Origin of the sequence: uncultured Arthrobacter sp., from assembly GCF_902805515.1 — a bacterium.
In the GTDB taxonomy this organism is placed as follows: Bacteria; Actinomycetota; Actinomycetes; order Actinomycetales; family Micrococcaceae; genus Arthrobacter_D.
The window spans coordinates 1-24,366 of the sequence record NZ_CADCTE010000177.1; the positions used below are offsets into that span (position 1 = coordinate 1).

27 protein-coding genes and 1 riboswitch are annotated in these 24,366 nt (G+C 68.9%); of the genes, 14 read left to right on the forward strand and 13 right to left on the reverse strand.

Features of this window, described 5'->3' with window-relative positions; translation table 11 throughout:
• Positions 1–1,368: AMP-binding protein (locus tag QZX79_RS16335; RefSeq protein ID WP_294569919.1), on the forward strand; the 1,368-nt coding region annotated here is incomplete at its 5' end.
• On the forward strand, positions 1,365–2,348 hold the full coding sequence (locus QZX79_RS16340) for an NAD(P)-dependent oxidoreductase (protein WP_294569921.1): 984 nt from the start codon (positions 1,365–1,367) through the stop codon (positions 2,346–2,348). The genes QZX79_RS16335 and QZX79_RS16340, both read left to right, overlap by 4 nt.
• A gap of 139 nt (positions 2,349–2,487) precedes the next feature.
• On the opposite strand, the gene QZX79_RS16345 is transcribed toward QZX79_RS16340, so the two are convergent.
• The 5 genes from QZX79_RS16345 to QZX79_RS16365 form a co-directional block, all read right to left on the reverse strand.
• Positions 2,488–3,348, reverse strand: a complete 861-nt coding sequence (locus QZX79_RS16345; protein WP_294569923.1) for a C40 family peptidase — start codon at positions 3,346–3,348, stop codon at positions 2,488–2,490.
• A gap of 3 nt (positions 3,349–3,351) precedes the next feature.
• A riboswitch (cyclic di-AMP (ydaO/yuaA leader) is annotated at positions 3,352–3,525 on the reverse strand.
• Positions 3,526–3,650: 125 nt separating this feature from the next.
• On the reverse strand, positions 3,651–4,622 hold the full coding sequence (gene mutM / locus QZX79_RS16350; RefSeq protein ID WP_294569925.1) for a bifunctional DNA-formamidopyrimidine glycosylase/DNA-(apurinic or apyrimidinic site) lyase: 972 nt from the start codon (positions 4,620–4,622) through the stop codon (positions 3,651–3,653).
• Positions 4,623–4,628: 6 nt separating this feature from the next.
• The gene (rnc, locus tag QZX79_RS16355) at positions 4,629–5,324 is read right to left on the reverse strand and encodes a ribonuclease III (RefSeq protein ID WP_294569927.1); all 696 of its coding nucleotides are present in this window, start codon (positions 5,322–5,324) and stop codon (positions 4,629–4,631) included.
• A 6-nt stretch (positions 5,325–5,330) separates the two neighbouring features.
• Positions 5,331–5,534, reverse strand: coding sequence for a 50S ribosomal protein L32 (gene rpmF / locus QZX79_RS16360; RefSeq protein WP_294569929.1), 204 nt, complete (start codon positions 5,532–5,534; stop codon positions 5,331–5,333).
• 2 nt (positions 5,535–5,536) lie between these two features.
• Positions 5,537–6,103 carry a DUF177 domain-containing protein gene (locus tag QZX79_RS16365; protein ID WP_294569931.1) on the reverse strand — a complete coding sequence of 189 codons (567 nt, stop codon included), beginning with the start codon at positions 6,101–6,103 and terminating at the stop codon, positions 5,537–5,539.
• Positions 6,104–6,305: 202 nt separating this feature from the next.
• On the opposite strand from QZX79_RS16365, the gene QZX79_RS16370 reads away from it, so the two are divergent.
• From QZX79_RS16370 to QZX79_RS16385, 4 genes are read left to right on the forward strand one after another with little or no spacing between them, the layout of a single operon-like run.
• Positions 6,306–6,713, forward strand: coding sequence for a molybdopterin-binding protein (locus QZX79_RS16370; protein WP_294569933.1), 408 nt, complete (start codon positions 6,306–6,308; stop codon positions 6,711–6,713).
• Complete coding sequence (gene modA / locus QZX79_RS16375) at positions 6,710–7,549, forward strand: molybdate ABC transporter substrate-binding protein (RefSeq protein WP_294569936.1); 840 nt, start codon at positions 6,710–6,712, stop codon at positions 7,547–7,549. Before QZX79_RS16370 ends, modA begins: the two co-directional genes overlap by 4 nt.
• On the forward strand, positions 7,546–8,388 hold the full coding sequence (locus tag QZX79_RS16380; protein ID WP_294569937.1) for an ABC transporter permease: 843 nt from the start codon (positions 7,546–7,548) through the stop codon (positions 8,386–8,388). Before modA ends, QZX79_RS16380 begins: the two co-directional genes overlap by 4 nt.
• Positions 8,388–9,425, forward strand: a complete 1,038-nt coding sequence (locus QZX79_RS16385; protein ID WP_294569939.1) for a sulfate/molybdate ABC transporter ATP-binding protein — start codon at positions 8,388–8,390, stop codon at positions 9,423–9,425. The genes QZX79_RS16380 and QZX79_RS16385 overlap by 1 nt, the downstream gene beginning before the upstream one ends.
• 90 nt (positions 9,426–9,515) lie before the next feature.
• On the opposite strand, the gene QZX79_RS16390 is transcribed toward QZX79_RS16385, so the two are convergent.
• Positions 9,516–10,481, reverse strand: a complete 966-nt coding sequence (locus tag QZX79_RS16390) for an IS481 family transposase (protein WP_294569941.1) — start codon at positions 10,479–10,481, stop codon at positions 9,516–9,518.
• 100 nt (positions 10,482–10,581) lie between these two features.
• On the reverse strand, positions 10,582–11,061 hold the full coding sequence (gene coaD, locus QZX79_RS16395) for a pantetheine-phosphate adenylyltransferase (protein WP_294569942.1): 480 nt from the start codon (positions 11,059–11,061) through the stop codon (positions 10,582–10,584).
• 70 nt (positions 11,062–11,131) lie between these two features.
• Here coaD and QZX79_RS16400 point away from each other — a divergent pair, with 70 nt between their 5' ends.
• The 5 genes from QZX79_RS16400 to QZX79_RS16420 all read left to right on the forward strand — a co-directional run bounded on the left by QZX79_RS16400 (position 11,132) and on the right by QZX79_RS16420 (position 15,792).
• Positions 11,132–12,370 carry an aminotransferase class I/II-fold pyridoxal phosphate-dependent enzyme gene (locus QZX79_RS16400; protein WP_294569944.1) on the forward strand — a complete coding sequence of 413 codons (1,239 nt, stop codon included), beginning with the start codon at positions 11,132–11,134 and terminating at the stop codon, positions 12,368–12,370.
• Positions 12,367–13,161, forward strand: coding sequence for a spermidine synthase (locus QZX79_RS16405; protein ID WP_294569945.1), 795 nt, complete (start codon positions 12,367–12,369; stop codon positions 13,159–13,161). The genes QZX79_RS16400 and QZX79_RS16405 overlap by 4 nt, the downstream gene beginning before the upstream one ends.
• 350 nt (positions 13,162–13,511) lie before the next feature.
• Positions 13,512–13,775, forward strand: a complete 264-nt coding sequence (locus tag QZX79_RS16410; RefSeq protein WP_294569947.1) for a hypothetical protein — start codon at positions 13,512–13,514, stop codon at positions 13,773–13,775.
• Between the two features lie 558 nt (positions 13,776–14,333).
• Complete coding sequence (locus QZX79_RS16415) at positions 14,334–14,948, forward strand: hypothetical protein (RefSeq protein WP_294569949.1); 615 nt, start codon at positions 14,334–14,336, stop codon at positions 14,946–14,948.
• A 76-nt stretch (positions 14,949–15,024) separates the two neighbouring features.
• Complete coding sequence (locus QZX79_RS16420) at positions 15,025–15,792, forward strand: YcnI family protein (protein WP_294569951.1); 768 nt, start codon at positions 15,025–15,027, stop codon at positions 15,790–15,792.
• A 69-nt stretch (positions 15,793–15,861) separates the two neighbouring features.
• Here the strand turns inward: QZX79_RS16420 and rsmD are convergent, their stop codons facing one another.
• The 6 genes from rsmD to QZX79_RS16450 all read right to left on the reverse strand — a co-directional run bounded on the left by rsmD (position 15,862) and on the right by QZX79_RS16450 (position 22,546).
• On the reverse strand, positions 15,862–16,428 hold the full coding sequence (rsmD, locus tag QZX79_RS16425) for a 16S rRNA (guanine(966)-N(2))-methyltransferase RsmD (RefSeq protein WP_294569953.1): 567 nt from the start codon (positions 16,426–16,428) through the stop codon (positions 15,862–15,864).
• Positions 16,429–16,437: 9 nt separating this feature from the next.
• On the reverse strand, positions 16,438–18,648 hold the full coding sequence (locus tag QZX79_RS16430; RefSeq protein ID WP_294569955.1) for an ATP-dependent DNA helicase RecG: 2,211 nt from the start codon (positions 18,646–18,648) through the stop codon (positions 16,438–16,440).
• On the reverse strand, positions 18,638–19,600 hold the full coding sequence (locus QZX79_RS16435; RefSeq protein WP_294569958.1) for a DAK2 domain-containing protein: 963 nt from the start codon (positions 19,598–19,600) through the stop codon (positions 18,638–18,640). The genes QZX79_RS16430 and QZX79_RS16435 overlap by 11 nt, the downstream gene beginning before the upstream one ends.
• A 22-nt stretch (positions 19,601–19,622) precedes the next feature.
• Positions 19,623–20,615: a thiamine-phosphate kinase gene (locus QZX79_RS16440; protein WP_294569960.1), complete on the reverse strand. Its 993-nt coding sequence runs from the start codon at positions 20,613–20,615 to the stop codon at positions 19,623–19,625.
• 129 nt (positions 20,616–20,744) lie between these two features.
• Positions 20,745–21,806, reverse strand: coding sequence for an LCP family protein (locus tag QZX79_RS16445; RefSeq protein ID WP_294569962.1), 1,062 nt, complete (start codon positions 21,804–21,806; stop codon positions 20,745–20,747).
• Positions 21,807–21,889: 83 nt separating this feature from the next.
• On the reverse strand, positions 21,890–22,546 hold the full coding sequence (locus tag QZX79_RS16450) for a hypothetical protein (protein ID WP_294569964.1): 657 nt from the start codon (positions 22,544–22,546) through the stop codon (positions 21,890–21,892).
• A 165-nt stretch (positions 22,547–22,711) separates the two neighbouring features.
• On the opposite strand from QZX79_RS16450, the gene QZX79_RS16455 reads away from it, so the two are divergent.
• The 3 genes from QZX79_RS16455 to QZX79_RS16465 all read left to right on the forward strand — a co-directional run.
• On the forward strand, positions 22,712–23,200 hold the full coding sequence (locus QZX79_RS16455; RefSeq protein ID WP_294569966.1) for a DUF3515 domain-containing protein: 489 nt from the start codon (positions 22,712–22,714) through the stop codon (positions 23,198–23,200).
• A gap of 15 nt (positions 23,201–23,215) precedes the next feature.
• On the forward strand, positions 23,216–24,073 hold the full coding sequence (locus QZX79_RS16460) for an SMP-30/gluconolactonase/LRE family protein (RefSeq protein ID WP_294569969.1): 858 nt from the start codon (positions 23,216–23,218) through the stop codon (positions 24,071–24,073).
• A 93-nt stretch (positions 24,074–24,166) separates the two neighbouring features.
• On the forward strand, positions 24,167–24,366 hold a 200-nt coding region (locus QZX79_RS16465), incomplete at its 3' end, for a hypothetical protein (protein ID WP_294569968.1).

A 24,366-nucleotide genomic window follows, 5' to 3' on the forward strand; every position in this document is an offset into this window, starting at 1 on the left:
CGCGGCAGCGCGCCGGACGCCGTGATCGGCATCGAGCGCGCCCTCGCCGCGGCCCGGATCTTCGGCTGGCCCGGACGCCGGATCAGCGTCGAGGAGCTCGACCCGGCCCGGCGCCGGCTGCTGGCCGTCGACACCTCGCTGGCCGAGCTGCGCACCCCCGCCGGCGCCCCGGCCGGCCTCCTCCCGCCGCCGCACCCCGACGCCAACGCGGCCATCCTCTTCACCTCCGGCTCCACCGGGCCCGCGAAGGGTGTCGTGTACACGCACCGGCAGCTCTCCGCCATGCGCGACGCGGTGGCCGAGACCTTCGGCATCCACCCGGGAGGCGCGCTCGTCGCGGGCTTCGCGCCGTTCGCCCTGCTCGGGCCGGCCCTCGGAGTGGCGTCGGTGACCCCCGACATGGACGTGACGGCACCGCGGACCCTCACCGCGGCGGCGCTCGCCGACGCGGTGGCCGCCGTCGACGCCACAGCGGTCTTCGCCTCACCAGCCGCCCTGCGCAACGTGCTGGCGAGCGAAACGGAGCTTTCCGCCGACGGCCGGGCCGCGCTGCAGCGGGTGGGCCTGCTGCTGTCCGCAGGTGCGCCGATCCCGGCTCCCCTGCTCGAGCGGGTCCAGGGCCTGCTGCCCGACGCCGCACTCCACACTCCCTACGGCATGACGGAGGCGCTACCGGTCACCGACATCTACCTGCCCTCGATCCGCAAGGCGGCCAAGGATGCCGCCGCAGGTCTTCCCGGCGCCGGGAACGGCGTCTGCGTAGGCACCGCCGTACATGGGGCCCGGGTGGCAGTCAGCCCGCTCGGCCCCGACGGCTCCGCCGACGGAGAACCGACGACGCAGGCCGGTGTGAGCGGGGAAATCCTCGTCGACGCCCCGCACGTCAAGGACCGCTACCACCGGTTATGGCGCACTGAGGCCGAATCGGCCCGCACTGCGCCCTGGCACCGCACCGGCGACGTCGGCCACTTCGACGCGGCCGGGCGCCTGTGGGTCGAGGGCCGCCTCGGCCACATCATCACGGCCCCGGGCGGCGTCCTCACCCCGGTGGGCGTGGAACACGCGATCGAGGAGGTCGACGGGGTGCGCCTCGCCGCCGTCGTCGGCGTCGGACCGGCAGGAACCCAGGCCGTTGTCGGAGTGCTTGAGACCGACCCGCCGCTCCGGCAGAGCCGTCCGGGGCTGGCCGAGGCCGGGCTCGCGGCAGGCGTCCGGGCCGCGGCCTCCGCCGCGGGAGCCGAGCTCGCCGCAGTCCTCACCGTGCCGGCCCTGCCCGTGGACATCCGGCACAACTCGAAGCTCGACCGGGCCCGGATCGCCGCCTGGGCCGAGCAGACCCTGTCCGGCGGCCGCGTCCGCACGCCATGACCGTCCTGGTCACCGGAGCCAGCGGCCTCCTTGGCGGCGCGGTGGCCGCCCTGCTTCGAGACCAGGGAACGCCGGTGCGCACGTTCCAGCGCCGGCCCTCGGGCGTACCGGGGGCCCAGGATGAACTAGGCTCCCTCATCGACCCTGCGGCCCTCGCCCGGGCCACCGCCGGCGTCGACGCGGTCATCCACCTTGCCGCCAAGGTCTCCTTCACCGGAAACCCTGCCGACTTCGAGGCGGTCAATGTCGAAGGGACCCGGGCGCTCCTTGCGGCTGCGCGGGACGCGGGCGTACCCGATGTGGTGTTTGTCTCCTCGCCCTCGGTGGCGGCGGACGGCGGCTCGTATGCCGGAGCAGGCGCCGCCCCCGCCGCTCCCGAGAGCGCGCGGGGCGACTACGCGCGGACGAAGGGCCGTGCGGAACTGATTGCGCTGGGCAGTTCGGAGCCGGGTTTCCGGGTGGCCGCCGTCCGCCCGCACATCGTCTGGGGGCCCGGAGACACCCAGCTCGTCGAGCGCGTGCTGGCCCGGGCCGGGGCGGGCCGCCTTCCCGTCCTCGACTCGGGAACGGCGCTGGTGGACACAACCTACGTGGACAACGCTGCGGCGGCCATCGTTGCGGCGCTGCGCCGGATCGAGCACGTGCAGGGCAGGGCGCTGGTCGTGACCAACGGCGAGCCCCGGCCGATCGGCGAGATGATCGCCGGAATCTGTCTGGCGGGCGGCGTACGGCCGCCGGGGTGGAGCGTACCCGGGGCCGTGGCCCGGACGGCGGGCTCGGTTGTCGAAAGGGTGTGGCGGCGCTCCGGGTCCATCCAGGAGCCCCCCATGACACGTTTCCTCGCCGAACAGCTCTCGACGGCGCACTGGTACGACCAGCGGCAGACCCGCGAGCTGCTCGCCTGGGTCCCCGAGGTGTCAATCGACGAGGGCCTCGGGCGTCTGGCCGCCCACTACCGGGCACCGGGGCGCCGCTTTTGAACCTGCAGTCCTGACCTTTGGCAAGGGGCATCCAGCCATCCGCGGGACACGCGGCCGGAGTCCGGACACGTCGATGGATAACAAAAGGCCGGCACCCCTTTCGGGGCACCGACCTTTTGCGTGCTGAAACAGCGGGGTATTAGCCGGCGGTGTAGTAACCGTCGACCGACATGGCGCTCACGTCGTGGACGAGGGTGCCCTGCGAGGGGTTCAGCGCGCTGACCATCTTGCCGTTGCCGAGGTAGATGCCGACGTGGCTTCCACCGTTCTGGCTGACCAGGTCGCCCGGCTGCGGGTTGCCGGTCGGGGTCAGGGCGGCGAACTGCGACCAGGTGGTGCGGGGCAGGTCGATGCCGTGCTGGGCGTAGACCCACTGGACGAAGCTTGAGCAGTCCCAGGAACCGAAGCCGGTGCCACCGAAGACGTAGCCGGAGCCAACGCCCTGCATGGCGGTGCCAACGATGCCGCTGGTCGACGCGGCGCCGATGACGCGCATCTCGTTGCTCTGGCTGCTGATGCCCATCGGGTTGCTGGCGGTTGCAGCGGTCTGGACCGGAGCCGCCTGCGGAGCAGGAGCCACGGCCTGGACAGCGGCCTGGACAGCGACGGCGGGCTGCGGGGCAGCCGCTACGGCGTTGCCGGAGAGAACGATGGTCTGGCCCGGGTGGATGACCGAGTCCCAGCCCATGCCATTGGCGGCGAAGATGGCGTCAAGGCTGACCCCATACTTGCCGGCGATGCTTCCGAGCGTATCGCCGGCAACCACGGTGTGTGAGGTTGCGGAGGCGCTGACCTGCGATGCGGACGTGCTTACCTCAACCTCTCCGGCAGCGTTCGCCGGAAGCGTTGCACCGAGCATGATGCCCGAGGCTGCGACGACGACGGCTGCCGGGCGGCCTGCTACGCCGGCAGTTGCAGCGACGGCGCGGGTTGCGGTCTTGAGGGGGCTGGTGCGGACCGGGGTCGCCCGGTGGCGCGCGATTGTACGATTCTTGGACATAAAGTTGCCTCTCCCGATGCCTGCGGAGTTAGCTGTCGGGTTCGGATGGGACACCCGGGCGCGCCGGACCATCTCCCCAGATGATGTCCGTGCCGCGCCTTAACCCCTAGGACTCTTCACAAAGAGCCCGCTCTCGGTTCCCCCGCCCCTGTCGGAAAAGTTAAGCGAACGGTCCTTCTGTCACCGACAGGGTTAGGCAGTCTGACGAAGGGCGCCGGTCCATGATGTCCCAGCGCGGCTCTAACGCTACCTGTGCATCTCGGAATTGTCACATTCAGATCACGGACGGGTAAACGCTGTAACTACCAGCGGGCATTGCGTGGTAGGGGCTGGCATCGAGGGCAGCTGTAGGAGGAGCGGTTCATGAAGACATCCCTGCGGATCCGGGTTTCCCGCCCCTCCGCGGCGCACCGCCTGCAGGGCTCCCCTGTGCGGCCGTAAGCGTTGAGGGATCGCTCGAAGTAGCCCGAGGTGCCATTGACGTTCACGTAGAGCGAATCAAAGCTTGTTCCGCCGGCCTCGAGCGCCCGCTCCATCACCGAGCGCGCCTCCTCGACAAGGCGGAGGGACTCGGACCGGCGGAGGGTGTCGGTGGGGCGGGCGAAGTGGAGGCGCGCAGCCCACAGCGCCTCGTCGGCATAGATATTGCCGATGCCGGAGATGAGCGACTGGTCCAGCAGGGCGCGCTTGATGCCGGTGCGGCGGGCCCGCAACCGGGCGTGGAAGACCTCGAAGGAGAAGGCGGGGTCGAGGGGGTCGCGGGCGATGTGGGCGGCCTGGCGCGGAATCAGCGGCAGGTCGCCCTCTCCCCTGCCGCCCGGGAGTCCGTCCAGGGTCGCTTCGAGGTCCGCGAGGAACATGCCCCCGAAGATCCGCTGGTCCACGAACCTGAGCTCGGAGGGGAGTTCGAGGCCCGTTTCGTCGCGCGCAGGCGACAGCGCGAGGCGGATTCGCAGGTGCTTTTCGTCGGGAAGGCCCGGATCCTTCACCAGGAGCTGTCCGCTCATGCCCAGATGGGCCATCAGCGCCGTGCGGGGCGGTCCGGCAGGGTGAGAATTATCACTTGGGGCGTTCAGCGGCATCCACAAAAACTTCCCGCGCCGGACGACGTCGGCGATGACGGCACCCGCAAGCCGGCACTGCAGGTCATCGGGGCCCAGGGGATGACGGCGTGCGGAGCGTGGGTCGAGGATTTCGGCCGCTTCGATGGTGCGGCCGCCGGCCCAGCGGGCCAGCCCGCGGCGCACCACCTCAACTTCGGGTAGTTCAGGCACCGCGGCCTAGTTGCCGTCGGCAGGCACGGGGCCGCGCAGGATCTTCCACGACGCGGCCGCGGCGGCCTGCTCGGCTTCCTTCTTCGAGTGTCCGGCGCCGGTGCCGTAGGGGGTTCCGCCGATGACCAGAAGCGCCTCGAACGAGCGCGCATGGTCGGGGCCGGTGCCTGTCACCTGGTAGTCGATGGCTCCGAGGCGGCGGGCGGCGGCGGTCTCCTGAATGCGGGTCTTCCAATCGGTACCCTCGCCGAGGACGTCGGAGTCGCGCAGCAGCGGCCCGATGAGCCGCATCACCATTGCCTGGGCCGTCTCGATCCCGTGGCTGAGGTAGGCGGCGCCGATGACGGCCTCCATGGTGTCGGCCAGGATTGAGGACTTGTCGCGTCCGTTCGTCAGCTTCTCCCCCTGCCCGAGCAGGATGTGCTGGCCGAGGCCGAGGCTGCGGGCCACTCCGGCGAGGGCGCGGGTACTGACGACGGCGGACCTGCGCTTGGCGAGGTCGCCTTCGGAGAGGTCCGGGTTGTCGCGGTAGAGCGCGTCCGTCACGGACAAACCGAGCACCGAGTCGCCGAGGAACTCAAGACGCTCATTGGTGGGGATGCCGCCCTGCTCGTACGCGTACGACCGGTGCGTCAGGGCAAGACGAAGCGTCCCGGCATCGATATCGACACCGAGACGCTTGGTCAGATCTTCCTTGGACACGCGAGGTTAGACGTCGGCTACCTTGCGGCCCTTGTATTCAAGGAACAGCGGGGTGCCGGCGGAGTCGGTGACAACCTTGGCCTGGTGGGCAAGGCTGTAGGTGACGCGGCCGTTCTCCACGGTCTTGACCAGTCTGGGGGCGGTTGCCTTCCACTGGGACCGGCGTGCGCGTGTATTCGCGCGGGACATTTTCCGCTTGGGAACAGCCACGACTAACTCTCTTCTCTCTCGTCTGACTCTGTACGTGGTGCCGCGTCATTCTCAGCGGCAGTGCCGGTCAACCCTGCAAGGGCGGACCAGCGAGGATCCAAAATTTCGTGATGGTGGTCCGGATCGTCATTCAGGCGCGCTCCGCATTCGGAACACAGACCCTGGCAGTCTTCCCGGCACACCGGCTGGAACGGCAGTGAGGTAACCACCGCGTCCCTCAGCACCGGCTCGAGATCGATCGAATCGTTCTCAACCCGGTGCAGGTCTTCTTCCTCTTCAGCCGGCAGCGACCCGGAGTCACCGTAGTAGAAGAGTTCCTGAATCTCGACACCGCTGGTGTACTCAATGGGAATCAGGCACCGGCCGCATTCGCCCGACACCTCGACGTCCGCGGTTCCCGACACAAGGATTCCTTCGTGAACCGCTTCCAGGCGCAGATCGAGTTCCATGTCGGAACCCTCCTGCACGCCGATGAGCGCCACCCCGAAATCCTTGGGTGCGGGTACATGTTCTTCGATTGTCCGCATGCTTCCCGGGCTGCGCCCGAGGTCTTTGACACTGAAGATCAAAGGCGAACTGAGATCGCTTTTAATGGTGACTCCTGTAGAACATATGACCGACGTATCATCTTAGCCTGAGATCTTCCTCCAGCCCAAAACGCCCTCCTGCCCCTCCCGAACCGGGCCCCCGCTGACCCGGAACGCCGGCTCCCTGCCCACGCGGGGCGAGGAGCCGTTCCATTTCCGCATATGAGGGTCTAACCTCATAGTCATGCCGCATATACGGATTCGGGAGGCCGCCCAGTACCTGGCCGTCAGTGACGACACGGTCCGTCGGTGGATCGACGAGGGAACACTGTCGAGCCGCCGCTCTCCAGGCGGAGTCCTCGAGGTCGACGGTGTCGACCTCGCCCGGCTCGCCCAGCAGCGTGCCGTCACCCCGGAGGATCCCGCCGGGAACTCAAGCTCGGCCCGGAACCGGTTCGTCGGTCTGGTCACCAAGGTTACCGCCGATACAGTCATGGCCCAGGTCGAACTGCAGTGCGGACCCCACCGGGTGGTGTCCCTGATGAGCGCCGAAGCAGCACGGGACCTCGGCATCGAACCCGGCGCCGTCGCCGTCGCCGTCGTGAAGGCGACGACGGTGATCATCGAAACCCCGCCGGGGCGCCAGCCGTGAGCCCGGCCGTGCCCTCCCCGGCCACGGGCACGGGCGCCGGCCGGAAGCGGCTGCGGCACAGGCTTGGAGGCTCCGCCGTTCTCGCCTGCGCCCTTGCGCTGACGGGCTGCGGGGGCGGCGCGGACCCGGCCAGCGACGGCGGGAGCGGGAGCGGGACCGGGGATACGATCACGGTCTTCGCGGCGGCCTCGCTGCGGGAGGTCTTCGAATCGCTCGCTGAGGACTACGAGACCCGGAACCCGGGATCGGAGGTGGTGCTGAACTTCGCCGGCTCCTCCGACCTTGCCACCCAGATCGAGGCCGGCGCACCCGCCGATGTCTTCGCATCCGCCGACGCACCGACCATGGAGCGGCTCGCCGAGGCCGGGCTGATCGACGGCGAGCCCGGAGAGTTCGCACGGAACCGGCTGACCATCGCTGTCCCGCAGGGAAATCCCGCCGGCGTGAACGGCTTTGCAGACCTCACCGGCGTCCGGCTGGTCGCCTGTGCGCCCCAGGTCCCCTGCGGGGCGGCCGCCACGCGGATCCAGGAGGTCACCGGCGTGCGCCTGTCCCCCGTGAGCGAGGAATCCTCGGTCACCGAGGTGCTCGGCAAGGTGATCTCCGGCGAGGCGGACGCCGGACTCGTCTACGTCACCGACGCCCTCGCCGCGGCCGGGGAGGTCGAGGCGGTGCCCATCCCGGAGGCCGCGGAGGTGCCTAACAGCTACCTGATCGGGGCGGTGGCGCCGAATGCGCCTGAGGCCGCCCGAGAGTTCATCGACACCGTCACCGGCTCCGCCGGGCAGGCCCTCCTGCAGGAGGCGGGTTTCCAGCCGCCCGCGGACCGGCCGTGACCGGAACGCGGCCCCTGACCGCCCCGGACCGGGTGCGGAGCCCGAAACCCCGGGTGGGCTTTCCCGGACTGCCTCCCTGGCTTTTCCTCGTGGCCGCGCTCGGCGCGCTGTTCATCCTGCTGCCCCTGGCCGCTGTCGTCACACGGGTGGACTGGGCCCGTTTCCCCGAACTGGTCACCTCCGAGTCCTCAATTGCCGCCCTGAAGCTCAGCCTGACCACCTCGGCCGCTGCCACGGCGCTCTGTATCGTGGCCGGCACCCCGATGGCGCTGGTCCTGGCCCGCAGTGCCTTTCCCGGCCAGCAGGTCCTGCGCGCGCTCGTGCTGCTGCCTCTGGTCCTGCCTCCCGTGGTGGGCGGCATCGCCCTGCTATACACCTTTGGACGGCAGGGCCTGCTGGGCGGCACGCTGCGTGCCCTCGGGGTGGAGATCGCCTTCTCGACCACCGCCGTCGTCCTCGCCCAGACCTTCGTTGCGCTGCCCTTCCTTGTCCTGAGCCTCGAGGGGGCACTGCGCAGTGCCGGTGGCAGGTACGAGGCGGTCGCCGCGACGCTCGGTGCCTCCCCCACCACGGTGCTGCGCCGGGTCACCATTCCCCTCGTCCTCCCCGGCCTCCTCTCAGGAGCCGTCCTGTCCTTCGCCCGGGCGCTTGGGGAGTTCGGCGCGACGCTCACCTTCGCCGGGTCCCTGCAGGGCGTCACACGCACCCTGCCGCTTGAGATCTACCTCCAGCGGGAGACCGACCCCGACGCCGCCGTCGCACTCTCGCTCGTGCTGGTGGCCGTCGCCGTCCTCGTCGTCGGCCTGGCGCACCGGTCCTCGGCCCCGGCGGTGCCCTGATGGGCTTCGCCCTGGAGGCCGCGGTCCATGCCCGCCGGTTCGACGTCGCCCTGTCGATGGGCGACGGCGAAACCCTCGCCGTGCTGGGCCCGAACGGGGCCGGAAAGTCCACGCTGCTCGCCCTCGCCGCCGGGCTCCTGCGGGCCGACACCGGCAGCGCGGAGCTCGATGGCCGGAGCCTGTTCGGCCCGCGCTCCTTCCTCCCGCCCCACCGCCGCGGGGTCTGCCTGCTGCCGCAGGAACCCCTCCTCTTCCCCCACCTGAGCGTGCTGGACAATGTCGCCTTCGCTCCACGGAGCGCCGGGGAATCGAGGGCGGCTTCCCGCGCGTCGGCACGGGGGTGGCTGGCAGAGGTCGAGGCTTCCGAGCTTGCCGACAAGCGGCCGGGACAACTCTCGGGAGGCCAGGCGCAGCGGGTGGCCGTAGCCCGGGCCCTGGCGGCCCGCCCGTCCCTGCTGCTGCTCGACGAGCCGCTCGCCTCCATCGACGCCGCCGCCGCTCCCGGCCTGCGGCGGATGCTGCGGCGGGTGCTGGCCGGGCGGAACGCGGTGATCGTCACCCACGATCTTCTCGATGCGCTGATCCTCGCGGACACCGTCACGGTGCTTGAGGAGGGCAGGGTGGCGGAAGCCGGAAGCACCCAGTCGGTGGTGGAGCGGCCCCGGAGTTCGTTCGCCGCAGGCCTGGCCGGCCTCAATTTCGTTCCGGGCACCTCCGTGCCGTCGGGGCTGGTCGACGCCGCCGGACGCCGCCTGGAGGCGGTCTCCGAAAACCCTCTGCCGGCCGGGATTCCCGCCGCCGCGGTCTTCAGCCCGCGGGCGGTCTCGGTGTTTCCTGTGGCACCCGCCGGAAGCCCGCGGAACGTCCTTCGGGTGTCGGTGACGGACCTGGAGCCGCACGGGGAGTTCGTCACGGTGCGGGCGGGGCACCTCAGCGCGGAGATCAGCACGTCCGCCGTGGCCGAACTGGACCTGGTTCCCGGCTCCGAGGTGTGGTTCACCGTCAAGGCGACGGCGGTGACGCTGTACCCGCTTTAGGGACTCCGCTCTGAAGATCCGGCGGCGGGTGCCGAACCGGGTGCTTCTCTGCGCGCCTCGTTCCGCCGACCCGCTAGTTGTACCCGGCCGTCAGGTTGGTGTCACCCGGTTGATGGGGGTGGTTCCGATGCCGGTGTGGATGCGTTCAGTGTTGTAGTGCCTCAGCCAGGGGTCAAGGGCATGGGTGCGGTCGGTGTTGCTGGTGTAGGTCCGGGCGTAGGCCCATTCGGTGGCCAGGGTGCGGTTGAAGCGTTCGGCCTTGCCGTTGGTCCACGGGCAGTGGGGTTTGATGAACCGTTGCACGGCCCCGAGGTCGGCTGCGGCCTGCTGGAAGGCCGCTGAGTTGCGGTAGGCGAATGCGTTGTCGGTGAGGATCCGCTCGATCCTCTCGATACCGCAGGCGTTGAAGAACGCCCCGGCCCGGGTGAGGAATCCGGCGGCCGTGGTGCCTTTTTCATCAGGGTGGATCTCGGCGTAGGCGATCCGGGTGTGGTCGTCGATGGCGGCGTGGATGTAGTCAAAGCCCAGTTTCCGGCGGCCGGAGCGGTGGTTGACCCGGCTCTGGTCCGGGTCGGCGCGCCAGCCCCCGCCCTCGGGAATCCGCCCGAGCTTCTTCACATCCACATGGATCAGCTCCCCGGGGCGGGCCCGCTCGTACCGGACCGCGCTGGCCCGGGAGGCACGGATCGGGGCTCCGGTGAGCGGGTCACAGGCCGCCAGCGGCGGTACCCGGTGGCGGGTGAGGATTCGGCAGATGGTCCTGGCCGGCACCCCGGTGACCTGGCTGAGCCGGTCCGGGCCGCATCTGAGCTCCTTCCGGGCTGCCAGGACTGCGTCCTCGCGCTCGGGGCTGGTCCTGGCCGGGCTCCGGTGGGGCCGGCTGGATCGGTCTAGGAGACCGGCCCCGGCCCGGTACCGGTTGACCCACCGGTGCGCGCATTGCCGGGAGATCCCGAGCTCCCTGGCGACGTGGGCCACCGGGCGTCGGTCACCGATCACCCGCTCAATGAGAAGAAACCTCCCATGAACGGTCAGACGGGCATTAGCGTGGGACATGAGGACCTCCGGGACGTGAAGAACTAGACAGCTCCACTAAGCCCGGAGGTCCTCCTCCATTTCAAGCCCCCAGCGTCACCAACCTCATGGCCGGGTACAGCTAGGAGGCGGTGGGTCGAGCCATGCGGTCCAGCACGGTGCCGGGAACGTACGCGGAGATGTCTCCTCCCAGGGCGGCGACCTCCTTCAGCAACGTCGAGGACACGTGAAGGAAACTGCTCTCTCCGGGCAGGTAGACGGTTTCGACGCCGGTCAACTGCCGGTTCATCGTTGCCATGGGCAGCTCGTAGTCCAGATCGTGGCTTGAGCGCAGGCCCTTGACGATCGCAACGGCACCGCGGTCGCGGCAGAACTCCGCCAGCAGACCGTGGCCCATGAACTCGACGGTCACCCCCGGCAGGTGGGCGAGCGCCTCGCCCGTGATCTCCAGCCGCTCCTCGAGGGTGAAGCGGTACTTCTTGGAGTAATTGGTGGACACGGCCACCACCACCTCGTCAAAAAGACCGGCGGCACGCGTAATCACCTCCACATGACCGTTGTGGATGGGGTCGAAGGATCCGGGGCAGACGACTCGGCGCATACTCCTAAACTACCCACCCGGTTCGCTGCCCAAAGGCTCCCGCCACGCTGGAGCGGTAATACTTGTCCCTATGAGGTCTTCCTTCCCGTCCCCCGACCGCTCCGCGCAGCAAGCGGCAGAACCCTGGCAGCGGACGGCGCTCGGCGCCAATCTGCTGGGCCCGGACGGCACGCTGGGTGTCACGATCTTCGAGGAGATCACCGCCCTGGCCGCCGCTCACGGGGCGATCAACCTCGGGCAGGGTTTCCCCGATGAGGACGGCCCGCCCGAGATCCTCGAAGCGGCCCGTGCGGCGATCGCCGCCGGCGCCAATCAGTACGCCCCGGGGCGTGGCGTGCCCGAACTGCGCGCCGCGGTCGCGGCCCATCAGGAGCGGTTCTACGGGCTGAGGCCCGATCCCGAGACCGGCGTCCTTGTCACCACCGGCGCCACTGAGGCGATCGCGGCCGCCGTCCTCGCCTTCGCCGGGCCGGGCGATGAGGTCCTGACCTTCGAACCCTTCTATGACTCCTACGGAGCAGTCATTGGCCTGGCCGGAGCAGATCACACCACCGCGCCGCTGCGGGCCCCGGACTTCCAGCCCGATCTGGACGCCCTGGCGGCGGCAATGAGCGGCCGGACTCGAATGCTGCTGCTCAACAACCCCCACAACCCCACCGGCTCGGTGTTCACCCGGGAGGCGCTCACCCGGATCGTCGAACTGGCCGTGCAGCACGACGTGCTGCTGGTGACGGACGAGGTGTATGAACACCTGACCTTCGACGGCGCGCATATCCCGGTGGCCTCCCTGCCCGGGGCCGCCGAGCGGACCCTGACCATTTCCTCGGCGGGCAAGACGTTTTCCGTCACCGGCTGGAAGGTCGGCTGGCTGACCGGTCCAGCGGAGCTCGTGGCCCGCGTGCGCACCGTGAAGTCCTTCCTGACCTACAGCTCCGGAATGCCGTTCCAGGGCGCCGTCGCCCGAGGACTGGGGCTGCCCGACGCCTACTTCACGGGGATCGCCGGGACCCTGCGGCGGAAGAAGGACCTGCTGTCCTCCGGGCTGGCGGCAGCCGGGTTCCGGGTCCACGCCTCGCAGGGCACCTACTTCGTGCTCGCCGACTGCGCCCCGCTCGGGGTGGTGGATGCGACCGAGCTGGCCCGCCGGCTGCCGGCGCTGGTGGGTGTCGCCGCGATTCCCGTACCCGTCTTCTGCCATCCGGAGGGAGCCGCGCGCACACGTTCCCTGCTGCGCTTCGCCTTCTGCAAGAAGTCGGAGATCCTCGAGGATGCCGCCGGGCGGCTTGCCTCGCTGCCGGGAAAGCTGTGAGCACGGATGGGTCGGTGCCCACCCGGTGGCTGCGGGGAGTGGGCGCCCATGCGGAGATCGACGAGGACGCCTTCCTCGACGGCGCCTACATCCTGAGCATCGGCGGAGCACAGCAGTCACACGTCAACCTCGCCGAGCCCGGGCAGGTGTTCTATGAATACCTCCGCCGGATCGCCAATGTGATCGATGTTGTCCGTCCGCCCGGGGACCCCCTCCGGGTGCTCCACCTCGGGGCCGGCGCACTGACCCTCGTGCGCTACGTGCAGGCAACCCGGCCGGGCTCCGAGCAGACAGCCGTGGAGCTTGAGCGTGAACTCCTCGACTTCGTCCTTGAGCACCTTCCACTGCCCGCCGGGACACAGTGCAGTTTTGTCCTCGACGACGCCGCAGCGGCGCTCGACGGGCTGCCCGCGGCGGGCTTCGATGCCATCGTTCTCGACGTCTTCGCCGGAGCGGACGCCCCTGCCCACCTCACCGAGGCGCCGTTCTACCGACGGCTCCTGGAACTCGCGGCACCGGGCGGCGTCGTCCTGGTCAATGTGGGCGACGACCCGCCGCTCGCCTTCGCCCGGAGGCAGGTGCGCTCCCTGGCCGGCGAGGCGCGGGGCATCGCCGCACTGGGTGAAACAGCCATGTTCACCGGCCGGTATCCGGGCAATATCGTCATCGCCGCGCGTCGGGAGCCGTGGCCCGCGGACTGGACCGACCGCCTGCTCGCCGCCGGCCCCCACCCCGCTGCCGTGCTGACCGGCCCGGACCTCGACGCCTTCGCTTCGGGCACCGGCGGCTGACAGCCGGTCCCGCCCGGCTCCCGAGGAGCAGGGCCGACGGATGGCGCCGGTCTTCGGGCACTAATCTCAGCCCGAAACCACGTGCTCGCGGCAACGCTGCATTCGCCGTCGCGGCACGGCGGAACCGCCGAAAGGGCGCTACTTCCGTGCCCCCATCGGTTCACCGCGTGCTTCGCCCGGGTGGCTACGGGTTAATGGCGAGAAGCGTCCCGAGATGGTTTGATGGAGCAAGCGGGCGATCCGCTGCCATCCGAGCCTGACCTCCCCCAAAGGAGAATCGGTCGTGATGGATCGTCAATCGGAGCCTCAGGGACGCATGCCCGAAAGCCCGAGTGAAGGAAATTACCTATATGAATGAAGCAAACGCCAATGAGTCAAGCCGGATGGCTCCCGAGGAGAGCTTCCCGGAAGACCTCACCCTTCTCGACAGCAGTGAAGTAGCAGTCCTCAACAGCAGGGTCCACCGTGCGATCGACTCCGAGTACATCGAGTTCGGCCTCCCCGACCCCGAATCGCAGGCCCGACTGGCCGAGTTGACCGAAGAACTCGACCGCAGGGACGAAACCGGCCGCAGGACGGCTCCGGCCGCCCAGAACCAGGCCGCCGGAAAATAGCACCACCCGGCACTCCGGGATCGACATCAGGGTCAAGCAGCGGCCCCGATGTCACTACCCGGACGGCACGGACGAACGGCGGCAACCGGCTGGAAGCCAGCCATCCGGCCCCAGCCCATTCACCCCCAGCAAGGCCCGGCCCGCTCAGCGGTGTTTTCCACCCGCGGCGCCCATCACCTTTCAGGCCCCTCGGTCCTTCAGCAGCCGACGACCCGCACCGGCCCTTCCGCAGCCGCTGATACCTCCGTCCCGCCGGCGCCTCCGGCCGCCGTCGACCCCACCTCTCCTGTCCTCGTTCCGGTCTAATTTCGTCCCGGGCCCATCCCGGGGCCGGACCACCGCGAATACAGATCGACCTGGTTCGGGAACGGGGAGCGCGCCTTTAAGATGAAAGGGTAGGGACAGCGGTCAGTCTTCACCCCCGGTCGACTCGCAAGAGCCGGCGCACACACCGGCCGGCGTCAGGTTAGAACTCACCCACGGGTGGCACGCGCAGGCAGCACGGTCAGGCGGCACCATCAGGCAGAACAAGCAGACAGTCCGAGCAGAGGAGGAAAAGTGAGCACACCCACTGGGTCCCGCTTCCTCCGCTCCTCCGTTGTCGCATCGCTCATCCTGTCGTTGAGCACCTGCTCCCACCTGATCGGCGGAGGCACCCTTCCCGATCCCGCCATCCTGCTCCTGCTCGCCGCCCTCGTCCTGGCGGCCGTCACGTCCGTCTCGGGACGCGCCCTCCCCCTCCCCGCACTGGCTGCCGTGCTGCTCGCGGGCGAACTGGCACTGCATACGGCACTCACCGCACTGACGGGCGGTCCGGCCTGCGCTGGCGCATCGGCGGCGCAGCACCATGGACCGGCAGCGGTGGATTGCCAACCCCTGACCGGGCAACTGACGGAGTCGGTGGATTCCGGCGGCACTCTGATGCTGGTGGCACATGCCTGTGCGGCGGTGATCCTTGCCCTCCTGATCTCCAAGGGCGAGGCGGCGCTCGAACTCCTGGCCGCCTGGCTGCGCCCGCTGATCAGCACGCTCGAGGCGGCCGCCGTCGTCCCCCGCCGCATCCGCGGGAGCGTCGGCACGCAGCCGGCGCCCCGCCTGCGCCGCCGCGACGCGTCCGTGCCGCCGCTGCGAGGGCCCCCGGCGCAGTCCGCGCTGCCCCTCCTGCCTGCCTGAAGAGCGGTTGGAGCCGCGGCGCCCCGAGCGTCCTCCATCCCCGCCGGACACAGATCCGGCTCCCGAAAGGCACATCATGACAACTTCTAGCTTCTTTACGCGCGCCCTCTGCACCGGTACGGCCACCGTCGGCCTGATGACCCTCGGTGCGGGGGTCGCATTGGCCCACGTGACGGTCTCGCCGACCAACACCACCGAAAGTGGATACTCCCAGCTCACCTTCAGCGTTCCCAACGAATCCGAAACCGCCGGCACGAACAAGCTCGAGGTGTCGCTTCCGGCCGAGACCCCGTTCACGGCGGTCCGGGTGAAGCCGCTCGAGGGCTGGACGGCCGAAGTGGTGCGGGGCGAGCTTCCCGAGCCGGTCACGGCCGAGGACGGCGTCACCCTCACCGAGGCGCCGCTCTCCGTCGTCTGGACCGCGGAGGAGGGGGCGGAGATCTCCCAGAACGAATACCAGACCTTCTCCATCTCCGTGGGGCAGCTTCCGGAGGCGGGGACGGTGGTGAGCCTTCCCGCGATGCAGCACTACACCGACGGCTCCACCCGGGCCTGGGACGAGCCGGCCGCTGAAGGAGAGGAGGAGCCCGAAAGCCCCGCCCCCGCCTTCACCACCACGGCCGCCGAGGAAGGCTCCGGGCACGGGGCTGCGCACTCCACCGGAGCCGGCGGCGCCTCGGGCGACGACGTGCTTGAGCCTGCGGCAGCTGCGGAACCGGCAGGATCCTCCGCGGGCTCGGCCGCGGGCTGGGTCGGACTGGGCGCCGGCCTGCTCGGCCTGGCAGCCGGAGGAACCGCGCTCCTGCGCACCCGCCGGATGACGGAGGACCGCCGGACGCCGTAGCTGCGCCGGCGGCGAAGCACGGAACCGCTCCCTGCAGCACCGCGCGGTGCTGCAGGGAGCGCCTTTAACTCAGACGGGTTCCGCGAACCACAGGCGTGTTTCGCCGTACTTCTTTTCCGCGAAGCGCTCCAGGCCCTCCGGCCACTGCGGTTCCGGAGAGCGGGCGGAGCGTTCCAGCACGACAACGGCGCCCTCCGAGAGGTGCGGCACGAGCGAGGTGAGGATAGCCCCCAGCGGAGCGTCCTGGAGCGGATACGGCGGATCGAGGAACACCAGGTCCCAGCTGAGGTCCTCCGCGGCCCGGTCGAGGTAGATTTCCACCTTTGTACGGTGCACCCGGGCGGCGGTCCACCCCAGCACACGGTTGACCAGGTCCGCATTCCGCTGCGCCACCGCGGCGGGCTTCTCCGCGGACTCCACGAGGTCCACGGTGGCCGCTCCCCTGCTCGCGCTCTCGACGCCGAGCGATCCCGAACCCGCGAAGAGGTCGAGCACATGGGCGCCGTGGATGGCGTTGTACGCCTCAAGCCGCGAGAACAGGGCTTCCTTGACCCGGTCCGTGGTGGGCCGGGTCCCGGTCCCCGGCACGCTGGTGAGGGTTGAGCCGCCGGCGGCTCCGGCGATGATGCGCGTCATGCTTTCACTCTAACCGCGTTCCAGGAAGGCTTCCTTTTCGGGGTTGAGGTACAGCTCGATGGCGAGGGCGAGCCCGGGGTACTCCGTCAGGTCCGGATCGGCCAGCACGACGTCCTGCGCGTCCGCGCGGGCCTTCTCGATCAGCGCAGCATGCTGGATCACCTTGAGGAACCGCAGCGCCGAGTGGCCGCCGGACTGCGAGGCCCCGAGGATATTGCCCTCGCGCCGGAGTTCGAGGTCCTTCTGCGAGAGTTCGAACCCGTCCGTCGTCGAGGCGACGGCGGCCAGGCGCTCCCTGCTCGGGTGGTCCGGCTCAAGCCGGGTGACCAGCAGGCAGGTTCCCGCGTGGCCGCCTCGGCCTACCCGCCCGCGCAACTGGTGGAGCTGGGAGATGCCGAAACGGTCGGCGTCCATGATGACCATGAGCGTTGCGTTCGGCACGTCGACGCCCACCTCGATGACGGTGGTGGCGACAAGCAGCTGCAGGGCGCCGTCGTTGAAGCGGCCCATGACGTCGGCCTTGTCGGCCGGGTCCATGCGCCCGTGAAGCATCCCGATCGAGACCCCGCGCAGCTGGGGCGCGTCCTGGAGGGACTCGAAGAGTTCGGTGACGCTGGTGAGGTCCGACGGCGGAGCCGCCGCGCCTGCCGGCTGGTACAGCTCCAGTGCTGTGGGGTCGTCCTCCTGGCCTGTCGTGTCCCCGATCTTCGAGCACACGACGTAGACCTGCCGCCCGGCGTCGATCTCCTCGCGGGCGCGCGACCAGATCCGGTCGATCCACGCAGGATGTTCCGCCAGGCCCACCTCGTGGGTGGTGATGGGAGACCTGCCGGCGGGCAGCTCGGAGAGGGTGGACACCTCAAGGTCGCCAAAGACGGTCATGGCGACGGTGCGGGGAATCGGAGTGGCGGTCATGACGAGGACGTGGGGTGAGGCGGAGGCCTTGGAGCGGAGGGAATCGCGCTGTTCCACGCCGAACCGGTGCTGCTCATCGACGACGATCAGGCCAAGGTCGAAGAATTGCACGTTTTCCGAAAGGAGCGCATGGGTCCCGATGATGATGCCCGCCTCCCCCGAGGCGGCCTCCAGCATCGCACGGCGCCGCTGCGCGGTGGGAAGGGACCCGGTCAAGAGCACCACGCGGGTGCCGTCCGAGGCGCCGCCGAGCATTCCGCCCTCGGCCAGGGGGCCAAGCGTCCGGGAGATCGACTGGTAGTGCTGCGCGGCGAGGACCTCCGTGGGCGCCAGCAGCGCAGCCTGGCCCCCGGCGTCGATGACCTGGAGCATGGCCCGCAGCGCCACGAGGGTCTTGCCGGAGCCGACCTCGCCCTGGAGGAGCCGGTTCATCGGATGGTCCCGGGCCAGTTCCGCGGCGAGGGTGTCCCCCACCTCCTGCTGCCCCCGGGTGAGGGTGAACGGAAGCCGCGCATCGAACTGATCCAGCAGGCCGCCCGCCTGCGGCGGCCTGCTGGTCGCCTCCTCCCGGGCGGTCAGGGCCCGACGGCGCACCAGGGCTGACTGGAGCACGAACGCCTCCTGGTAGCGGAATCGGTGCTGGGCGCGGTAGGCCTCCTCGATGACGGTGGGCCGGTGGATCAGCTCATACGCCTGGGGCAGGGTCATCAGCTTTTCCCTGCGGGCGACGGCCTCGGGTACCGGATCGTTGAGCTGTTCGCTGTCGAAGGTGTCAAGGATCGTGCCCACCGCAAGCGCGATCCGTTCGCTGCCGACCTTCTCGGCGGCGGGATAGACCGGGATGGGCTTGTTGATGTAGTCCGGGTTGTCGTCGTCCTCGAGCAGGACGTACCGGGGATTGGTGAGGGAAAGCTTGCTGCGGTAGACCGTCACCTTGCCCGAGAACATGGCGCGGACGCCGGGCCGCAGGTCCTTCTCGGCCTTATACCCGTTGAAGTAGGTGAGATTCATGCCGCCGAGGCTGCCGTCGGCGTCGTCCGTGATCACGACCTCGAGCAGCATCCCCTTGCGGGTGTGCATCCTCCGCGAGTTGGCCGACTGGACCCGCGCGATGAGGGTGACCTCCTCGTCGACGGGCACGTCGGCGATGGGGGTGAGTTCCCCGCGCTTCAGGTAGTTGCGCGGGAAGTGGTTGAGCAGCTGGCCCACAGTGAAGAGGTTGAGGTGTTTCGCAAGCAGCTTGGCCAGCGATCCAAGGCGACGATCCAGCGGAACATCGAATTCCGCCTGCAACCTACTGTCCATGGCCCTCGAGGACCGGCGCTCCGGCGGCGTCGTCATCCGATGAGGAGAGCTGGGTGAGCGAGATGTTGTCGGGGTCTCCGGCCTCGTGGATCAGCTTGAGGGCGGGCTCGGGATCGACGACGTGCACGTGGACGCGCCAGCGGTAGCCCTCCTCGACCTCGGTGACGGCGCTCATGATGACGGAGTCGCCCAGCTCGTCAAGGTGCAACCGGAGCGTGGCGGCGTCGAGCGGGCTGAGGTTCATGGTGAACATGATCTCCACCCCGTCGGTGTCGGCTCCGCGGTGGATGTGGGGTGCCTGGATGTTGTAGCCGTGGAGTCCGTCGAGCAGTTCGTCCTGCAGTTCCTCGCCCAGGGATGCGGCGCGCAGGGCGTCGAGGATGAGCAGGAAGCCCACGCCTCCGGCGTCGACAACGCGCGCCTCGGTGAGGGCTCCGAGCTGGCTTTCGGTATCGACCACGGCTGTCAGAGCGCACTCGACGGCGGCCTGCAGGGTCAGGGCGAGCGCATGGTTGCTGTCGTCGGACTCATGCTCACCCGCCGTCTTGGCCGCACCGTGGGCTGCGGCCTCAAGCACGGAGAGCATGGTGCCGGGCACGGGGTCGCTCAGGGCGGACCAGCTGCGGATCTGCGCCCGATGCATTGCGGCGGCGAGGAGTCGGGAGGTGAGCCGGGTGGTTCCCTTCAGCGGCTCAGCGATGGCACTGAGGAAGACGGCGATGAGGGTGCCGGAGTTGCCCCGGGCGTCCTCCATGGCGGCCCGGCCCGCGATGGCAAGCAGCTCGCCGAGGTCGGTGGTTTCGGCGTCGTGCACCGCCCGGGCGGCGGCGCACACGGTGAGGTACAGGTTGGTGCCGGTGTCGCCGTCTGCGACGGGGAAGATGTTGATGGCGTTGAGGCGGTCGCTGTGATTGCCGAGGGACTCTTCAGCGTTGCTTAACCATCGCTTCATCGCTGTCGCGTTCGCGGTGATCTTAGTGTGCAAAGTGATCCCATCCGATCGAAGCCGGAGCCTGCGACCCAACCGTCACACGGGGCGTCCCTGCCGATATCGAGCCTACCGCAGTAAAACCGGAAGGAAGCTTAATTTCCGGGCCGAAGACCGCGAGCAAACCGTGATCCTCGCCTCCCCCGAGTACCCACTCCAGGGGATTTTTTCCGAGCAGGCGCCCCGCGGATTGAAGGGGTTCGGCAAGCCCGCGCAGCACCTCCGGGGCGAAGTCGATTGCGACCGAACTGGCCTTCGCGATCCGGCCGGCGTCGCGGATGAGGCCGTCGGAAATATCGAGCATGGCACGGGCACCGGCCCGCGCGGCCTCCGGCCCGGCTGCCAGGGGCGGCTCCGGGCGGCACTGCGTGGCGATAAGCCCCAGCTCCTCCTCGCCCAGGTCTTCAAGGGCGGTTCCGGATTCGAGCAGGGCGAGGCCGGCGGCGGCCCGGCCCGCGGTCCCCGCGAGTGCGACGACGTCGCCGGGTTGGGCGCCCGAGCGCAGGACCGGGGCGCGGCCCTCAAGCGTGCCTGTGACCGCTGCCGTCACCACAATTTGGGTGCCGCCGCCCAGATCGCCGCCGATCACGCCGCAGCCGGTGGCCCCCAGCTGCTCGATCGCATCGGTCAGGCCGTCGGCGAGGGCCTCCACCCACTCCACTGCGATGTCGGCGGGCAGGGTGAGGCTGACCACCAGGGACGTGGCCCGGGCGCCCATGGCGTTGATGTCGCTGAGGTTTTGGGCGGCACACTTCCACCCGACGTCGTACCCGGTCGTCGTGAAGCCGTTTTCGCGCAGCAGGCGGAAGTCCTTGTCCTGGACCAGGGTGTCGATGGAGATCACTGTGCGACCGTCCGGGGCGGCGAGGACAGCCGCGTCATCGCCAGGGCCCACCACTGCTGCTTCCGCCCGCGCGAGGCGCGGGAAGATGCGCTCAAGCAGCGCTGATTCGCTCAGGTCTCCAACTGTAAGTGGCACTGTTCCACCGTAAGGGGTGATGGTGACGATTCCGTGAAGGGATAGCAGATGGCAGGTGGGCCGAAGGAGGTTCTCGATACCGGAAGCCGGTTTAGAGACCGGGCTGACTCTCACCCAGCAGGTTATCCCCTACTGCGGCGATTCGGAGAAGAGCGGGAGCGACCCCAGCGAGTCATTGCTGAGCGCTTCAGCCACCTCGGCGATCCCGGCTTCATCCTTAACCACGATCGACTGCCCGTCGGCCGAGGTCCCAGTGCCCAAGGTCGGCAGGGTCGAGAACTGCACGTCTCCTGAACGGACCTTGCGGAGTGACACGGCGAGGCGACCGATGGCCGCCGCATCGAGGTCTTCGTCAACGCTGACGTAGGGGGAGATCCTGGATACGACGTCCGCGACTTTTCCGGGATCGGTCAACGTGTTGGCGCTGAGGACTTCACCGAGCACTGCCTTCACAAACACCTGCTGATTCCTGACGCGCTGGTAATCACCGTCGGAGAAGGCATACCGTTCGCGGACGAACTTCAGGGCAGACTCACCCTGGAGCGTGACCGGACCCTGCGCGAAGAATTCGCCGTCGGCACCGCTGGATTGGAAGGCTGCGGGGTTGTTGACCTCAACGCCGCCCAGCGCATCGGTCAAACCCTTGAATCCCTCGAAGTCGATGATTGCTACATGGTCGATGGGAGCATCCAGAAGAGTCTCCACGGTCTCAACCACCAGGGGCATTCCCCCGAGTGCAATTGCCGAATTGATTTTATTCTCGCCGTGCCCCGGAAGCTCCGTCCAGGTATCGCGGAGGATCGACATGACGAAGATGTCATCCCGATCGGCGGGGATATGCATCAGCATCATCGTGTCGGAGCGGCCATCGGAGCCTGTTTGATCCGGAGCCTCACCTTCGGCACGCGAATCGCTCCCCAGGAGCAGGATGTTGAGGGAGCCCTCCGCCGTTGGCTCAAGCGAGGGCCGCTCACCCGTGGGGAAGGCAGTGTCAATGGTGTCGCTCTTCGAGTTGAAGGTGTTCGCGAGGTTGAAGAGGTACCCGCCGGCGACAACCGCAGCGACGACAACCAGCCCCACCAAAAGCAAGAGGGTGAGGCGGACCGGGTGCTTCCTTTTCGGCCGCACGCTAGATACGACAGATTCGTGCTCGACATCGTACCCGGACACCGCACATCCCCTCTTCCTCAAGGCCAGCCCTCATGCTACCGGCCGGGATGTGAACAGGGGACTTCAGGGGCAGCGTCGGGGCGTCGCCCGCTCGAACTCCGGCCTCAGGAGCCGGCCCGGCGCCGTCGCACTCCGACGACGATCGTCACAATCGCCGCGAGCAGCACCGCCGCTCCGACCGCCCACACCAGAGGCGCGCGCGATGAGGCGAGCTCCGCCTCCACGGCTTCGGCTGATGCCGACGGGGTCGGCCTGCTCGTCGGTGTTTCCGTCGGTGTCGGGGAGGTCGACGGCGCAGGCGCCTCAACCGTCGGGGCGGGAGCAGAAGGCGTGGCAGGAACGGGTGTCTTGGACGCGGTCGGAGTCGGCGTTGCTGACGGTTTCGGCGTCGGTTTCGGCGTCGGCTTCGGCGTCGGTTCCGGCGAGGCAGGCGCTTCATGATCGACCTCGGTCACCTCGCCGGTGGCCTTGTCGTACAGCAGATTCGTGTAGATCAGTGATCCCGGAAGCAGCAGGTATCCGGTGGTCGGCTCGATCAGGTATCCGGTGGGCGGATGGATCAGGTAGCCCGTGTAGCTGTCGATGGCGAACCCGGTGGCCGGGTCGATTGCCGGCGACGGGTTCGGTGTGGGAACTGGTGGGGCAGGCTCGTGAAATTGGCCGTCGGGCGGTGGCTGCTGCTGGGAGGTTGCCAGGACGGGGTTGACCCCCGCCGCTGCCAGCAGTCCGAGTGTGAGGGCTGCTGTCGCTGAACGACGCATAACTGATTGTGAGACCATCTGACTTCCCTGATCGCTTGGACGGGCCCGCCGTTGCCGTGCCGGAACCGGTGGCGCCGTCCGTCCCTGAACGAAGCCTACTGCCCGGCGGTCGCGGGCCGGGGGCGCCGTGCCGCGTGTCGGTGAAGGAGCTATTAGGGTTGAAGCATGCCTTCTCTTAACCGGTTCCTTCGCAGTGCGGTGCCGCTTGCGGCGGTGCTCGTAGGAACGGCTGCCTGCGCCCCCGTTGTCGATGTCGATCCCGCCGCCGACGCCCAGAACCCGGCTTGCGCCGACGTGATGGTCGCCCTGCCCCCGGAGGTCGCCGAACACTCGCAACGGGAAACCAACAGCCAGGCAACCTCCGCCTGGGGCGACCCATCAAAGGTGGTGCTGCGCTGCGGCGTCGAAGTTCCCGGGCCCACCACGGATGCCTGCGTCTCGGTCAACGACATCGACTGGGTGCTCAGCGAGGGCGAGACCGCATGGACCGCCACCACCTACGGGCGGGAACCGGCCGTCGAGGTGCTTTTCGACCCCGAGCAGGTCGCTTCAAGCACGGTCCTGGTGCAACTCGGCGACCCCGTGTCCAAAATTGACCAGACACGGAAGTGCATCAGCATTTCCGACCAACTCGATCTGCCGGCTGACGGCTGAGGATGACAGGTGGCGATGAAAGCCGAACAGCTCACTGAGCCCTGCACGTATCACGGTGAGGGGGCCTATTGGGACGCCCGAAGCCGGTCGCTGTTGTTCGTCGACATGTTGGAAGGCGACGTTCTCGTACGGAGCGCCGACGGTTCCCTGGCACGCCACTCGGTCGACGCGAAGGTGGCAGCGGTGATCCGTGGACGCGGGTCCGGCGGATACGTCATCGGCGTGGAAAAGGGGTTTGCCTTCGCCGATGCGGGCTTCACCAAGGTCACCCCGGGCCCGATTGCCTTCGATGACCCGGCAATCAGGATGAACGAAGGCGGCTGCGACCCCCGCGGGCGGTTCCTCTGCGGCTCGATGGCGTGGGAGGGCGACTTCGGGGCCGGCACCCTGTTCAGTCTTGACTCGGACCACTCCATCTCGACGGTGCTGCCCGGGGTCACTACCTCAAATGGACTGCACTGGAACCCGGCGGGCGATACCGCCTTCTATTCCGACACCCCAACCCAGCGCATTGACGCGCTGAATTACGACCTTGATACGGGCCGGATCACCGGCCGGCGCACCTTCGCCGAAGTTGACCCCGAGCTGGGCTCCCCTGACGGCATGGCTATCGACGAGGACGGTGGGCTGTGGGTTGCCCTCTACGGCGGTTCGGCCGTGGCGCATTACGACTCCGACGGCGTACTTCGTGGGACAGTCGAGGTCGCCGCCTCCCAGGTGACGTCGTGTGCGTTCGGCGGGGACGACCTCGGCACCCTCTACATCACGACGTCGCGGCAGAACCTTGAACCTGGCGCGGAGCCGGCAGCGGGTGCACTTTTTGCGGTGGAACCCGGCGTGAAGGGCGCACCGCTGCCTCTCTTCGCCGGCTAGTTTTCCGGCCGTTTCTCCTGCTTCTTTCGTGCTGCTTTCCTGCTGGTTCTCTTCGTGCTACTTCCTGCTGGTTCTCTTGGCCGAAGAATGTCGGTGGGAGATGGCATTCTTGGGGTTATGGACAGGGCAGGAACCCCGGATCCGGGGGTGGATCCCACGGCGCAGGACACCGGCTGGCTTGAGGCCGCCGCGGAGGTCCTCGGCGCCGGGTTCCTCACCGGGGGACCGGCGGAAACGGCCGACCTTGAGGAGGCCCTCGGCGGGCTGGAGGCGCTGGCGCGGCTGAAGAACTT